Source organism: Cytobacillus sp. FSL R7-0680, assembly GCF_038009245.1.
In the GTDB taxonomy this organism is placed as follows: domain Bacteria; phylum Bacillota; class Bacilli; order Bacillales; family Cytobacillaceae; genus Cytobacillus; species Cytobacillus kochii.
In genome coordinates this window covers 4,358,244-4,372,472 of sequence record NZ_JBBPAO010000001.1, presented here as the reverse complement: position 1 = coordinate 4,372,472, position 14,229 = coordinate 4,358,244, and the positions used below count along the sequence as shown (strand labels likewise).

General features: G+C 36.3%; 14 protein-coding genes. 3 read left to right on the top strand and 11 right to left on the bottom strand.

What is annotated here, in order from left to right; genetic code table 11:
- Positions 1-132: 132 nt before the first annotated feature.
- Positions 133-1,053, top strand: a complete 921-nt coding sequence (locus MKY26_RS21955) for an MBL fold metallo-hydrolase (RefSeq protein WP_341098650.1) — start codon at positions 133-135, stop codon at positions 1,051-1,053.
- Between the two features lie 119 nt (positions 1,054-1,172).
- On the opposite strand, the gene MKY26_RS21950 is transcribed toward MKY26_RS21955, so the two are convergent.
- The 10 genes from MKY26_RS21950 to MKY26_RS21905 form a co-directional block, all read right to left on the bottom strand.
- Positions 1,173-1,592, bottom strand: a complete 420-nt coding sequence (locus MKY26_RS21950; protein WP_095370435.1) for a DUF1801 domain-containing protein — start codon at positions 1,590-1,592, stop codon at positions 1,173-1,175.
- Between the two features lie 116 nt (positions 1,593-1,708).
- Complete coding sequence (locus MKY26_RS21945; protein ID WP_340978058.1) at positions 1,709-3,220, bottom strand: tripartite tricarboxylate transporter permease; 1,512 nt, start codon at positions 3,218-3,220, stop codon at positions 1,709-1,711.
- A 16-nt stretch (positions 3,221-3,236) separates the two neighbouring features.
- A complete protein-coding gene (locus tag MKY26_RS21940; RefSeq protein WP_095370437.1) occupies positions 3,237-3,686 on the bottom strand; it encodes a tripartite tricarboxylate transporter TctB family protein in 450 nt (149 codons plus the stop codon).
- A gap of 15 nt (positions 3,687-3,701) precedes the next feature.
- Positions 3,702-4,679 carry a tripartite tricarboxylate transporter substrate binding protein gene (locus tag MKY26_RS21935; RefSeq protein WP_322909923.1) on the bottom strand — a complete coding sequence of 326 codons (978 nt, stop codon included), beginning with the start codon at positions 4,677-4,679 and terminating at the stop codon, positions 3,702-3,704.
- Between the two features lie 230 nt (positions 4,680-4,909).
- Positions 4,910-5,587, bottom strand: a complete 678-nt coding sequence (locus tag MKY26_RS21930; RefSeq protein WP_341098726.1) for a response regulator — start codon at positions 5,585-5,587, stop codon at positions 4,910-4,912.
- On the bottom strand, positions 5,580-7,190 hold the full coding sequence (locus MKY26_RS21925) for a sensor histidine kinase (protein WP_340978054.1): 1,611 nt from the start codon (positions 7,188-7,190) through the stop codon (positions 5,580-5,582). The genes MKY26_RS21930 and MKY26_RS21925 overlap by 8 nt, the downstream gene beginning before the upstream one ends.
- Before the next feature lie 254 nt (positions 7,191-7,444).
- Entirely contained in the window at positions 7,445-8,515 is a 1,071-nt protein-coding gene (locus MKY26_RS21920; protein WP_341098647.1) for a zinc-dependent alcohol dehydrogenase, read from the bottom strand.
- Positions 8,516-8,536: 21 nt separating this feature from the next.
- Positions 8,537-9,214: a cyclase family protein gene (locus tag MKY26_RS21915; RefSeq protein WP_341098645.1), complete on the bottom strand. Its 678-nt coding sequence runs from the start codon at positions 9,212-9,214 to the stop codon at positions 8,537-8,539.
- Between the two features lie 15 nt (positions 9,215-9,229).
- On the bottom strand, positions 9,230-10,561 hold the full coding sequence (locus MKY26_RS21910) for a short-chain fatty acid transporter (protein WP_307319066.1): 1,332 nt from the start codon (positions 10,559-10,561) through the stop codon (positions 9,230-9,232).
- Positions 10,562-11,500 (bottom strand): 3-hydroxyacyl-CoA dehydrogenase NAD-binding domain-containing protein, encoded by a 939-nt coding sequence (locus tag MKY26_RS21905; RefSeq protein WP_322909920.1) that lies wholly within the window; start codon positions 11,498-11,500, stop codon positions 10,562-10,564.
- Positions 11,501-11,826: 326 nt separating this feature from the next.
- On the opposite strand from MKY26_RS21905, the gene MKY26_RS21900 reads away from it, so the two are divergent.
- Positions 11,827-12,174: a DUF3870 domain-containing protein gene (locus MKY26_RS21900; protein ID WP_341098641.1), complete on the top strand. Its 348-nt coding sequence runs from the start codon at positions 11,827-11,829 to the stop codon at positions 12,172-12,174.
- 142 nt (positions 12,175-12,316) lie between these two features.
- On the opposite strand, the gene MKY26_RS21895 is transcribed toward MKY26_RS21900, so the two are convergent.
- A complete protein-coding gene (locus MKY26_RS21895; protein ID WP_307319072.1) occupies positions 12,317-12,982 on the bottom strand; it encodes a YczE/YyaS/YitT family protein in 666 nt (221 codons plus the stop codon).
- A gap of 131 nt (positions 12,983-13,113) precedes the next feature.
- Between MKY26_RS21895 and MKY26_RS21890 the strand changes: the two genes are divergently transcribed.
- Positions 13,114-13,998, top strand: a complete 885-nt coding sequence (locus tag MKY26_RS21890; RefSeq protein WP_095370444.1) for a LysR family transcriptional regulator — start codon at positions 13,114-13,116, stop codon at positions 13,996-13,998.
- Positions 13,999-14,229: the final 231 nt, after the last annotated feature.

Below are 14,229 nucleotides of genomic sequence, written 5' to 3'. Positions count from 1 at the left end.
ACTTTCATGAGTTAAAAATGACGGGGCATTTTCTACGTTTAAATGAATACAAAAACTTTGATATTAAAAAATAGACAGATATAATGGTTGCTAACAGATGTTTTTAAAGGAAGATAAGTTTGGAGGGTTAGAATGACGGGTAAAAAACGTTTTATTAATCTAGATAATGTAGAAAACACTAAATCATTCAATGATTTTCGTCGTTGGCAAAAAGAACGAAGACAAAATAAAAAAGATCTTACTATCCAAATTGAGCAATCCCCAACAAAAGAAATTATACGATTAAACAAAAATAGAAAAGAAGCTTCTATTACATGGATTGGCCATTCTACTTTTTTCATTCAAATAGATGGATTAAATATCGTTACTGATCCCGTGTGGGCAAAACGTATGGGTCTCGGTAAACGATTAACAGCTCCCGGTATTTCTATAACTGATTTACCAGATATCGATATTGTCTTAATCTCTCACGGTCATTATGATCATTTAGATTTTCCATCAATTAAAAAACTAAAAGGAGACCCCACTTTCTATGTACCAATTGGTTTAGGGAAAAGTTTTAGCAAACGGGGATATCAGCATATATTTGAAGCGAACTGGTATGATTCTTTTAGACTCAATTCGTTGTCCCTTTCTTTTGTACCCGCTCAACATTGGACGAAAAGATCACTAACGGATACGAATACATCTCATTGGGGTGGTTGGATAATAGAAAATGAGCCACACTCTATTTATTTTGTCGGTGATACAGGTTACTTTCGTGGGTTTAAAGAGATCGCCGAAAAGTTCAACATCAAAACTGTATTAATGCCCATTGGCGCCTACGAACCAGAATGGTTTATGAAAGTCAGTCACATTAACCCAGAAGATGCAGTGAAAGCATATATAGAATTAAATGGCGCTACCTTTATCCCTATGCATTATGGTACTTATCATTTAGCAGACGATACCGGACCAGAAGCTATTGCTAGACTAGATACTGAATGGGAAAAGCAACAATTAGATGCCAATCAACTAAAAAAATTATTAATCGGCGAAACATTTTGGTTGTAACTGATTTGGATCGGAAATCAAACAGCATATTGATAAAGTTGACTAGGAAAGAAATTATGCATCAATACTTCCCTAGTTTCCCCTTTTATCGAAGTGACTTCCCAGCCATTGCAACGAGTTTAGAGAGGATATTTCTTCTGTAAATAACTGATTGAACTATTAATTAGTTGCGCTAATATTTCTATATCAATGTCAGCAACTTTATTAATATACACACATGACTTTCCGGTAGTATACTTACCAAAACCATTCAATATGTTTAGGCGATTAGGATCACATGCAGCTAAGTAAAGACTTATTTTAGCTTTACGCGGTGAAAAACCAACTAACGGAGCCTCTCCAGCATGCCCAGATTCGTATTTGTAATGATATTTTCCAAATCCGATAATACTCGTTCCCCACATTTTCGCTTGATAACCGGTCGCTTCAATAAAGATATCTAATAACTGATAAGCATCCTCCCGCTTCTTTACTGAATCCACTTTTTCGATAAACATTATGACGTCTTCATCCGTCTCTTTTGTCTTTAATTGATACATGTTTTCTTCCTCCTTTTATCCAGTGATTCTCTAGGCTTTTTATTTTCTTTTTACAGGAAGTATCTATACAACATTATAGGCAAACAAAAAGCTCGCCATCAATGACGAGCTGTTATTTAACCTGATATTGTTTGGTCTTCTTTTCTTTTTCTATTTTTAATCAACTTCAAAATAAGTGGATAGCATAAAGATAATACTGTAAGAATCATCAAAATAATAGAAATCCCAGAAGAAAAGAAAATACTTAGACTTCCATTAGATGATGTCAGAGCCATACGGAAATTTTGTTCCATATCTGTTCCCACAATTAGCGCTAGAACTAATGGAGCAATAGGAAAATCTAACACTTTCATAACTAAACCAATGAGACCGAATAACAATAATAAGTAAAAGTCAACTGTAGAATAACTCAACGTGTAAGTACCGATAAAAGCCAACATAATGATAAGCGGATACAGTACTTTAGCTGGCGTGTGAAGGACCTTTACGAGTAACCCAACTAATAGTACATTAATAATCACTAAAGCAATATTACCGATAAACATACTGTTAATAAGTCCCCAAACCATAACCGGATCATTTTCAAAAAGCATCGGACCAGGTCTAACGCCGAGCATGATTAATGCGCCGAGCATAACAGCAGTGGTTCCTGAACCTGGAATCCCCATTGTTAATAACGGAATCATCGCCCCAACTGAGGCAGAGTTATTTGCCGATTCTGGTGCTGCTAAACCTTCTACAGCTCCTTTACCAAATTCCTCTGGTTTTTTAGATAACTGCTTCTCAGTAGAATAGCTAATCATTGATGCAATGGTTCCCCCCGCTCCCGGAAGTACACCAACAATAAATCCAAGAGGTGCACTCCTGAGAATGGGCCATTTAGAACGTTTCCATTGCTCTTTGGTGAACCATGTTTTACCCATGTCTTGATTTTCTTTTTGCTTTTTCTTTTCTTTATAAATCGTTAAGAAATTATAAAATACCTCACCTACCGCATAGATTCCAATGATGACAATTAGAAAATCAATACCTTCTGCTAAATGTGGCAGCCCAAGGGTAAAACGATGAACACCGGTTTGCGGATCAATGCCAATTGTACTTAATAATAACCCTAAGCACATTGCTATAAAACCTTTAATCATTTTTCCTGTTGATAGCGAAACAATAGCTGAGAGGGTTAATAGCATAAGTAAAAAATATTCCGATGGACCGAACTGCAAGGCAAAGCTTGCTAACGGCTTAGCTAAGGCAATAAATCCAAAGGTGGCTAATATCCCCCCGATAAAAGAAGCTACTGCTGATATGGCCATTGCTTGACCAGCTTGCCCTTTCTTTGCCATCGGATAACCATCAAAGGTGGCAGCAATTGCCGAACCATCGCCAGGTGTATTTAATAATATAGAGCTTCTAGATCCGCCGTACATCGCACCATAATAAATGGCAGCCATTAATATAATGGCACTTGTTGGGTCCATTCCAAAAGTAACTGGGATTAAAACCGCAACAGCCGTGGCTGGACCTAACCCTGGTAACATACCAACAACTGTCCCCAAGAATCCTCCTATTACAATCCAAATAATATTAATTGGTTGTATGGCTGTCATCAATCCTTCTACAAAACCCTCCATATGATTCCCTCCTTTTCTATGGCAAACTTACACCTAATAGTTGACTAAATCCGTACCAAGTAATGAAGGAAAAACTCACAGTAACGATGACGTTAACGAGCCATTTTCTCCAACCATTCAGATAAAATAATAAGACACCTAAGAATAAAATCGTTGAAATTAAAAATCCTAGTGTTTCAAATGTCAAGGCATAAATGATACCGAGGATGATCGTGACAACAATTAACTGTATGGCCCTCTTACTAAAGACATCTGTCAGTTTCTCTTCTTTTTCATGGATATTTCTCAGCTCATTCACCAGATAAATAACACTTAGGATAAGCATCAGTGCACTGATGCCAATAGGAAAATATAGAGGCCCATTGGCACTACCTAATGTAGCTTTTGGGATCTGAAATGAGCTAATTAGAAAAACTAAACTAACGGCTATCATTAATATGGGTAAACCTATTTTGATGATTCTCACTTAACAAATCCTCCCTTACTGAACCAGCCCTGATTCGCCAATTAAATCCTTATATAATTCTGCTTGTTCATCGAAAAACGCTTTCGTATCACTACTATTCTGGTAAAAATTATCCCAATCATTATTTGTTAAAAGTTCAGCCCATTCTTCACTCTTAACCATCTCTCCCAATTTTTCATCCCAATATTTGATTTCTTCTTCTGTCATATCTGGTGGCCCCATAATACCTCGCCAATGGGGGAAAACCATGTCAATACCTTCTTCTTTTAATGTAGGTACATCTTCTAATTCTTCTAATCTATCTTCCGAAGACACCGCTAAAATCTTTAGCTTGCCAGCTATATGTTGTTCCTTAACTTCTGATAATGAAGTCGTGACCGCGTTTACATGATTTCCTAAAAGGGCTGTCACTACGTCCCCACCACCGCCATCATAGACGAGGAAATTCAAATCTTTTGCTGCGACATCCCTCATTCCTGCCGCTTGCACAAATGATAGATGATCATCATTGCCTAGTCCTGGTCCTACGCCAATTTTTATAGATGCTGGATCATTCTTAATATCTTCAAACAAGTCATTTATATTTTCATATGGAGCATCTACTGATACAGCAATGGCCTGCCATTCAGTTGCTAAGGTCGCAAGAGGTGTAAAATCCTCATAAGTTAACTTACTTTGTCCTAAGAAATGATTGGTTAATAGCAGACTAGAGTTTACCGCAAGATAATGACTATCCTTCGTATGTAAATAGCTCCATCCAACTTCACCACCGCCACCTGGCTTATTAATGACATTAATGTTATTATCCACCAGGTTATTATCCTTAAGAATTTTTTGCACAGATCGAGCTGTTAAATCCCATCCGCCACCAGGTGAGGCAGGAGCAACTACTTCTATATTTTTTGTTGGATATTCCCCATTTCCTGAAGTTGAATTGGAAGAACACGCTGTCAATATAAGAACAGCTAGAACGAAAACTACCAGCTTTTTCACTATATCCACTCCCTTTATTTTGTTAAATTCTGAGTTAATATTAAATTCTGAATAAATAAATGTAAACGTTTTCTAAAAATTGTCTATTAAAAACTTAAAATTAATTAAGTTCATTGTGTTCATTTGTGCTTTATTTCACAATAACTATAAGTGGCAATACGACATACCATTCACCGACGTATGTTTTCCCTCTTATACATAAAAAAACCGGTCCCTTTACGACCAGTTTTTCAACGATAAAAATAGTTCCTCTCGGGTCTCCCCACCACTCCATATACTTGTTCAACATAAGCTTTGTTTATACTAACTAAATATTCTAAGTAGCGGCGGGCTGTTGTACGAGATGCTCCCATTTTCTCTCCGACCTTGTCAGCTGTTAAACCTGTTCCTCCCTTTTGTAGAATGGAGCGCACTTTCTCAAGCGTAACGTGATCAATTCCAGCTGGCAAACCGGTTTGTTTATGTAATATGTCTGTTTGCGTGCGACCAAAGAAATAATCAGCAACCTGTTGATTGACTTCAGTGACAGAAGCGAATTTCCCTTTTTCTTCTTTGTACCTTTCTAAGGTTGCATTAAAAACATCCAATGAAACCGGTTTAATTAAGTAAGAGATTACTCCATATTTTAGTGCTTTCAATAAATAATCTTTCTCATTCGCTGCTGTAATTAAAATAATATCTACAAGAGGATACTTCTCCCTTATTTCCTCTAATAGATCAATTCCTAAACGATCCGGCATATATATATCCATAAGTAATAAATCAACTGGATGCTGTTGTAACAGTTCCATCATTGCAAGAGCATTTAAACCTGTTCCAATTACCTTCATCCCATCTATTCTAGTTATATACTCTTCATGAAGTTGCGCAATCCGATAATCATCTTCGGCTATTGCTACATTAATGATTCCCATTTTTACTCCCCTCTTTCTTTGGTAAATATACAGTAAAGATTGTACCCTTATGCTCATCACTGCTATATTCAATCACACCATTTAGAGATTCTATCTCTACTTGAACATTAAAGAGCCCGTAACCACGATTTTTCCCTTTAGATGATTGTCCCTTCTCGAATAGTTGTTGTGTCATTTCTTCAGCAATTCCTGTTCCATTATCTTGGATTTCAAAAATAACCTCGTCTCCAATATCGGTAACAAAAAATTTCACTTCCTTGGGCGCATTCTCTTTTACTGCATCGAAAGCATTACTAATTAAGTTTCCTAGAATAATGATAAGTGACGATAAATTGAGGTTATCTGGTAACCCTTCTAAAGAACTCTCTTTATCTATTACAAAGTCTATTTTCTTTTCGGAAGCTTGTGCTAATTTTCCTAATAATATCGCTTGCACGCGTTCATCCTTTATTTTTGTAAAAATGATTTTTTCTTCTTTTTTTAATAATGTTGCTTCGCTGTTTATGAATTCAATCGCTTTCTCCTTTTTATCTAATTGAAGTAAGCCTAAAATGGCATATAACTTATTCGTAAATTCATGTGATTGTGCTCGTAAATCATCAGAGTACTGTTTCACTTCAGATATGGCATCTATCATTCGTTTAATTTCAGTACGATCTCGGAGGCTAGCTACTGTACCAATTCTCTTCCCAGCTTCTATAATCGGTTGTGTATTCATGATAATGGCTTTCTCATCAATTTGTATTTCAACATTTACTTGTTTCTTACAACTCTTCAGTCCTTCAATCATTACCTCTGAAGAAATGACTTCCTCTACTAATCTCCCTTCTACTTCACTCTCTAATGTCAATAGCTGAGCAGCGGAAGTATTGACCATCGTAATCATCCCTTTTTCATCAATAGAAAGGATCCCTTCCTTCACTGAATGGAGTATAGCGTTTCTCTCTCTGAACATGGCAGCAATTTCATAAGGTTCTAAATTTAATGTGTCTTTCCTAATACTATTAGTCAATGAATAGCCGGCAAAGATGCCAAGAAACAAGATTATCACAGATACTTTAAGTATTTCTCTTATATCCTCCCAAATGGCTTCATATAATTGGTTCACTTCAAAAAGGACAATGACTGCTCCCTCTACTTTTTTATATTCACCATAATTGACCATTATAGGGGCAACGGCCTTAATCACTTTTTTATCTTCTTCTACTGTTTGCATCACATAAGAGCTTCCATAAATAAGTGCTTTTTCATGCTCTTCTATTGTTAATTCTCCAAAAGTAGATTCATCATCAGTCGAGGCGATAATCATGCCATTGCGTTTTTGAAAAAACACTTCCATATTGTCTATCTTTTTTACTTGATTTACTACATTTCCTAAAGTATTTACTAGTTTATAAGGGTTGTAAAAGTCATGTAATGCCGGCATATAAGAAACGGTCTTTGCTGTCTGCATTGTTAACTCTTCAGCCTTAGCCATATCATCATTTAATTTCATCACGATATACATCGCAGATAACAAAACAATAATAGAAATAATTAAAATGACTATAAGGACGAGAATCTTAATTTTTATAGGAACTTTTAATAACTTTTTCATACAGTTCTCCAGTATTTATAGATTCTTTACATTATAGCAGGATTCTTTCTGAATAATCTATCAACTCATACAATCAATTCTCTATAGGGTGGGCATAACCATACGAAATAAGACGATAAAATGATAAAACCTATATTTTATTGATAGCGTAAGATTTTACCGAAAATTCCTAATGAAATAATCACTAACTCAAAAAAAAAACGAACAACCCAAGTTTAGAGATTGTTCGTTTGCATTTGCCATCTTATATAAGCTCATTCTCCTGATGGCTTTAATATTACCTTTACCGCTTCTTTTCTTATGCCTGCATTAAATCCTGCTTCTGCCTCTTCCAAAGCATACGTATGTGTAATAAGTTTTTCATATGGATACTTTCCTGATGCTGCCATTGCAATCGCACGCTTCATCGTTTGTTCTGTCACTCCATATATTCCTTTTATATCAATCTCACCACGTACAATTTCACTAGTAGCTATGGTACTTTCTTGCGGGCTAATCCCAATAAGTAAGACTTCCCCACCTTTTTTGCATATTCTCACAGCATCTGTCAGCGAACCATTAAACCCACTCGTTTCAAAAACATGATCTACGCCATTTCCGTTCGTCTTATGAGCAATTGCCTCTAATAAGTTTTCATCATCAACATACACTATATCAGTAGCACCTAGCTCTAATGCTAATGCCAAACGGTCTTTGTCCTTTGTTAATCCAGTGACAATCAATTGTTTAAATCCATAGTTTGATAGAGAGGCCACCATTGATAATCCAATGGGTCCAGGTCCAATAACAACTGCTGTTTCACCCGGCAGAATTTTTGCCCTTTCAATTGCGCGCACACCAATTCCAATTGCTTCTAGCATCCCTGCCACTTCAATAGTAACTTCCTCGGGAAGCGGGAGTACATTCCGATAATCGATAGAAGCATACTCTGCCATTCCACCATTTTCTCTAAAACCGTATCGTAATGATTCTGCCGGCACTTTACTCATGGAACCTTTGCCATGGTCACATAGATTCGTTTGCCCTTTCAAACAATTCTCACAATGACCACAAGGAATATACGGATTAATGACTACATCTTTCCCAATCAAATGAGCGTGATTCTTATGACCCACTTCCACTACCACTCCAGCAAATTCATGTCCTAGTGTGACAGGGGTAGATACCCATTCATACGCATTCATCCCTTCGTGCATATGAAGGTCACTTCCACAAATACTGGCAGCTAGCACTTGTACTAGTACATCATTCTCTTTTAAAGTAGGCAATTCTACATCTTTTATTTCAATACCTCGTGATCTATTAGTTTTTACTATTGCTCTCATAAAAAGCTCTCCTCCTTTCTTTTACCATTCTTCTATCGCTAAAGCTCTTATTGGTGAGCCCGTCATTCCTTTTAGGTTTAGTGGCGTTCCCATAAAATAAAAATGTTTCTTTGTTAACTTCTCTAGATTTACTACATTCTCAAAAATCATGATATTTCGGCCAAGTAACTCCATATGAACATTACGTTGCATATTTGTATTAATATCAGCATTAGGAAGATCAAGACCAATCGCTTTTACTTTTTGTTCCACTACCCAACTAGCAACAGAAGGATCTAATGATAAGCAGTCATGAAAACCTGCAGCATTCCATTCTCCTGGCCAGCAGCGAAATAAAACGATATCATCCTTCTTCACTTTAAGATTGTCACGACAAACAACCTCTTCTACCAAATCTCTTGTTACAGGCTCATTTGCACTCTTTTGAGAAACATCTACCAATACTGCATTCCCCATTGTTGCCTCCACAGGGATTTGCTCAATTGTCCAACCATCTTTAAAGAAATGATAGGGAGCATCCATATGTGTGCCACTATGATCTGACATGATTATCGTTTTACTCGCATACCCTTCACACGGCGCTTGATATCGCGGTTTTGAAAAATCATGTGTAACATGATCCATAAATACCACCTTTGGGTGAGACGGGAAAGATACCAGACCGTCGTATAAAACAACAGATAAATCGACTACTTTCATTATTAGCTCCTCCTTTTATAGTAAGTAACCCCATATTAAACAAGCTGCAATATAAATAATTCCTACATAAAACATAATCATTACTAAATAACCCATTATATCTTTAAGCTTTAGTTTCGATAAAGCGAGCGCTGGTAAAATCCAGAAAGGTTGAATCACATCATTCCATGCATTACCAAGCATAACAGACATAGATGTTTGGCTAAGACTTGCACCTAACTCCTTCGCCGCATCAATCATAAATGGTCCTTGAACAACCCAGTGACCGCCGCCAGATGGAGCAAAGAAATTAATAAAGAAAGAACTAATAATTCCCCAGAATGGTAAACTTTCAGCAGTTGAAAAATTAACAAATATAGCAGCAATTGTATCAACTAGACCCGATGATGCCATAATCGCCATGATTCCTGCATAAAACGGAAATTGTAGAATGATTCCTGATATTGTACCAATTCCACTATTTAAGCTTTGCGTATACTTCGCAGGTGTCCCTAGAAGAATAATTCCTAAGAAAAGGATAATAAAGTTAATAATATTAAGATTCATTGTGTTACCATCGATGAAATAGAAAAGGATATAAACTAAACCAATGATACCAATAGCATAACTAAGTAATCGGCTATTATTAATCTTTGAGGCAAAAGTATCATCGCCTAATATATTCACTGATGCCTCTTTTTTCTCTTCATATAATGCAGGATTTATCTCTCTTACATTCTCTTTATTCTTTGGGTGAAGAGCAGCATTCACAAGTGGCAAAGTAATTAATAAGACAACCGTTGTTATTACCATTGGTAAAGAGAAAATGGTTTCACTTAAACCGATTATGCCCATTGCCGCTTCCATTGGATGACCTGGTGTAGAAATGAGCACAGGAATACTAGCTGATAAACCTAAACCATAAAAGGTAAAACCGCTATATGCAGCTGCAATAATTAAGGGATAATGCACACCCTTTACATTCATTGCTAATTTACGGGCGATAATTCCTCCAATAACTAACCCAAATCCCCAGTTTAGATAGCTACCAATCGACCCAACTAAAGTGGCCACTATAATTGCACCCTTAGGTGTTTTTACTTTAGCCGCAATTTTATTTAATAACCTATCCGTTAGTGGTGCAGTTGCTAAAACATAACCCATAGCTAAAATAACAGCCATTTGTGTCGTAAACGCTAATAAATCCCAAAACCCATTTCCCCATGCTAGCACAAGTTCTTTTGGTGTTTGTCCCTCAATCAACATGGCTAGAATCATTGTTAAAATCGTTAATCCAATAGCAAATACAAATGCATCAGGTAAATACTTCCTCATTAAATTTGTGAAAAAGTTTGTCATTTTTTCCATCTAGTTCCCCTCCTTGTTGTCTCTATCTTTAAGCGCTTTCATTATTTGCAAAATTGCGTTATTCTTCTCTTCGACAATTGCTTGTACATTTCTATCTTGCCAATCATAAAAACCTTTCCCACTTTTTATACCTAGTTCTCCTGCTTCTACCTTTTTCACAAAAAATGGATCAGGATCTGTCCGATTTTCGAGATCTGGATATAAGTATGAAGCAATATGAAAATGAACATCTAGTCCATTTAAATCTCGTTGTTCAAGCGGTCCGCTAAATAATAACCGAGGCGCTAAACTATAACGAATAACTGTGTCAATGTCTTCTGCTGAAGCGACACCTGAAGCTAATAGTGAAATGGCCTCTCTTGCCATTGCATGTTGAATGCGATTGGCAATAAATCCTGGGATGTCTTTTTTAATCAGTACTGGCCTTTTGCCAACCTCTTTTAATAGTGACATCACTTTGTCTGCAACTGCTTCCGATGTTGCTTTTGCTTTTACCACTTCAACGAGTGGAATGACATGAGCTGGCATGAAAAAATGTGTACCCATCATCCTTTGTGGATAGGTTAGGCTTTCAGCTAAGCTATCAATAGACAACCCAGAAGTGTTTGTTGCAATGATCGTCTCCTCCGCACAAAACCTCTCTATTTCCTGTAGCACCTGTTGTTTCAGGTCTCGTTTTTCCGGAACTGCTTCAATAATGAACTCAGCTGTTTTCACTTCACTCATTTCAACAGTCATAGAGACAGATGCCAACACACTTTTAACATCATCTGAATTGGAAAGAAGAGTAGAAAGTTGATATTCCATTCTCTCTTTTGCTAAATATAATGCTTCTTTATTCACATCCACTAACGTAACTTGATACCCATTTGTAGAAAACAATTGGGCAATCCCGATCCCCATTGTTCCTCCACCAATAACAGCGATTCTTTTAGTCACTCTAATAACTCCCCCCTCCAGCATTTATACGAATTACCTTAATTTAACAAAAACAAAAAACCTAGCTATCCCAGGAAAATAAGAAAATTACTCGACTCTTATCTCCTTGAAAAAGCTAGGTATCCTTAAGTGTTATGAAAGGTGAATTTCATCGTTAAGAAGACGCTTTTCTTCAGAAAGAATAATATATTCAAATCATTTTGATAGTATTATCATATTTTAAAAGATTTAGATAGTCAATGGAAAATTTTCAATTCTAAAAACCTTTGAAGTTATATGATAAAATAGAACTGTTTAGTAAACCGAAATAGAAGGGAGCCACTATCATGGCACAAAATGAACTTAGCTCCGTACTTGTTACTGCTTATGCCAAAGCTCCACAAGGAACAGCGATGTATGAAGTATACAAACACGCAGGTATTGTTCTCGAAATCAATTCTACTAACCATAAGATTATCAACGCAGAATTTACCTTTATAACTGGCCTGACGCAAAATTTCTTTAAGAGATTAATGATTGGATTTGACATGAGTACCGACCTTCAAGGCCTTATCAACCGGATAGAAAAGCACTATTTCGCACCATCCACCACAGCAGTAATTGTTGCCTTAAAAGGAGCCCATAAAAGATATCATGAGAAATTAAAGCAATTGGAAGAGGGAGAATCAAATTGAGAACCGGTTATATTGCCGGTTTGGCTTTTATTCTCCTCCAACTAGATTAGCGTAAACAACAAAATATCTTTCTTAACTAAAAAATAACCAGCAAGGCATCCCCATCCCTCACTGGTTATAATGAATTATTTTATATTACCCCTTAGTTGATCTTACTTAATTCCTCTTGTGGTTTTGCCCACAACCATTCTTTTAACGGTACTTCGTATAATTTTGTCATCCAACCAAGGATCTTACCAATAAAATAAGCGGCTATAACTGTGCCAACCCCGATAGCTCCTAGTGAATGGACAAAGATGAGGCAAACAGCACCGGCGACACAGACATTCAATAAATCACTTGTAATTTTCGCCTTACTAAAAATCATCTTAAAACGCGCACTGATGGCATAGGTTAAGGCATCATAAGGCATAAGTGGTAACTTAGCATTAAAATAACCTAACAGGCCTACTGCCACTACAAATAAACTAATAAGCAAAAAGATAATTTTCATCCCAATTGTTTGTGGTGCTGGAAAAATTTGAACTAAAAGCAAAGTTAAATCCATAAATCCACCGAATAAGAACGAAATAATCAGTTGACCAACAACCTCTTTTACGATAAAAGATTTAGTCAAAATGCTTCCAACAATAATGAATAGAATATTCGCAGCGACAGTCATCATACCGATTTTCATACCAGTACTTAAACTTAACGCATAAGGTAATGATGATACTGGTGAAACTCCTAAATCCGCTTGAATAGAAAAACTAACGCCTAGTGATAAAAAAAATAAGCCTAGTACATAAAGAACTAGTCGTTTAGCCATAATTTGTTTCACCCGATTCTAAATTTGTTCAATGTTTCACTTACTCATTTTATCATCAGAACAAATATATAAAAAATATATATATGATAAACTAGTTATATCAAATTACATATGATGAAAGGGGAGAAATTATGGATATCAGACAGCTTCAATATTATAAAACAATCGTCGATCAAGGCAGTATTTCTAAAGCAGCAAAAGTTCTGCATATGGCGCAACCCCCTTTGAGCCAAGTTTTAAAGAAGCTAGAAACCGACTTAGGTTCTACCTTAATTCATCGTTACCGGGAAAAATGGGAGTTAACAGAGACAGGAATCATTTTGTACAAATATGCCACACAAATGTTAATGGAAATGCAAGTTGTAGAAGAACAAATACAAGAAATCGAACGAGGAGATGCTGGAACTGTCCGAATCGGGGTATCTTCTTCTTGCTCAAATCTGCTGCTTGATTATATCAGCTTGTATCGGAAGGAATTTCCTAATGTCAAGGTCAGTATTTTAAACGGTAATACCGAGGAATTATTGAAAAGACTCGACCAAAGAGAAATCGATATGGCTTTTCTATTAAGACCAATGAATAATGAGCAATACAAAATAAAAAGTTTGAACAAACGATCTTGTGTAGCAATTATTCCAAGTGAATGGGCAGATCAACTGTCTCCTGAAAGAACAACTTTTGAAGAAATGGTTTCCTTTCCTTTCATCTTGTTAGGAGCACTAGAGGGTTTGACTTTCACTGAAAATATTCTTAAGTCCTTTGAAGAAAGAAATATAACTCCAAATATCATTATTGAATGTAAAGATGTGATGATGGCCATCCAACTTGTCAGTAAAGGTCTTGGGATATCAATGATTCCGCAAATGGACAATTCTCCTCAACTGTTTGAAAATATTGAAGTTCGAGCAATACAATCTTATGAATATCAAATGGAACCTGTTATTTTGCGCCTCAAAGAGAAACAAATGTCCAAAGCCTCTTGGCACTTTTGGGAAATGATTGACGGGGAAAGTTAAAGCACTATCAGCCGCTCTACCTGCGGTGGATCCAACAGAATACTGGCTGAGGTTGTGGAATGGTCTTAGTAGTTAATAATAGAAGGGTTAAACATCTAAAAACTAGATATTATTCATACCCTTTTACTAAAACCACTCCTCTTCCTTTTGCCGATAAATAATTTTGTGTGCTTCATTCAAAAATTCTTATAGAAAAAACCACAGATTTTCTCTGTGGTCATTATCTTGAAA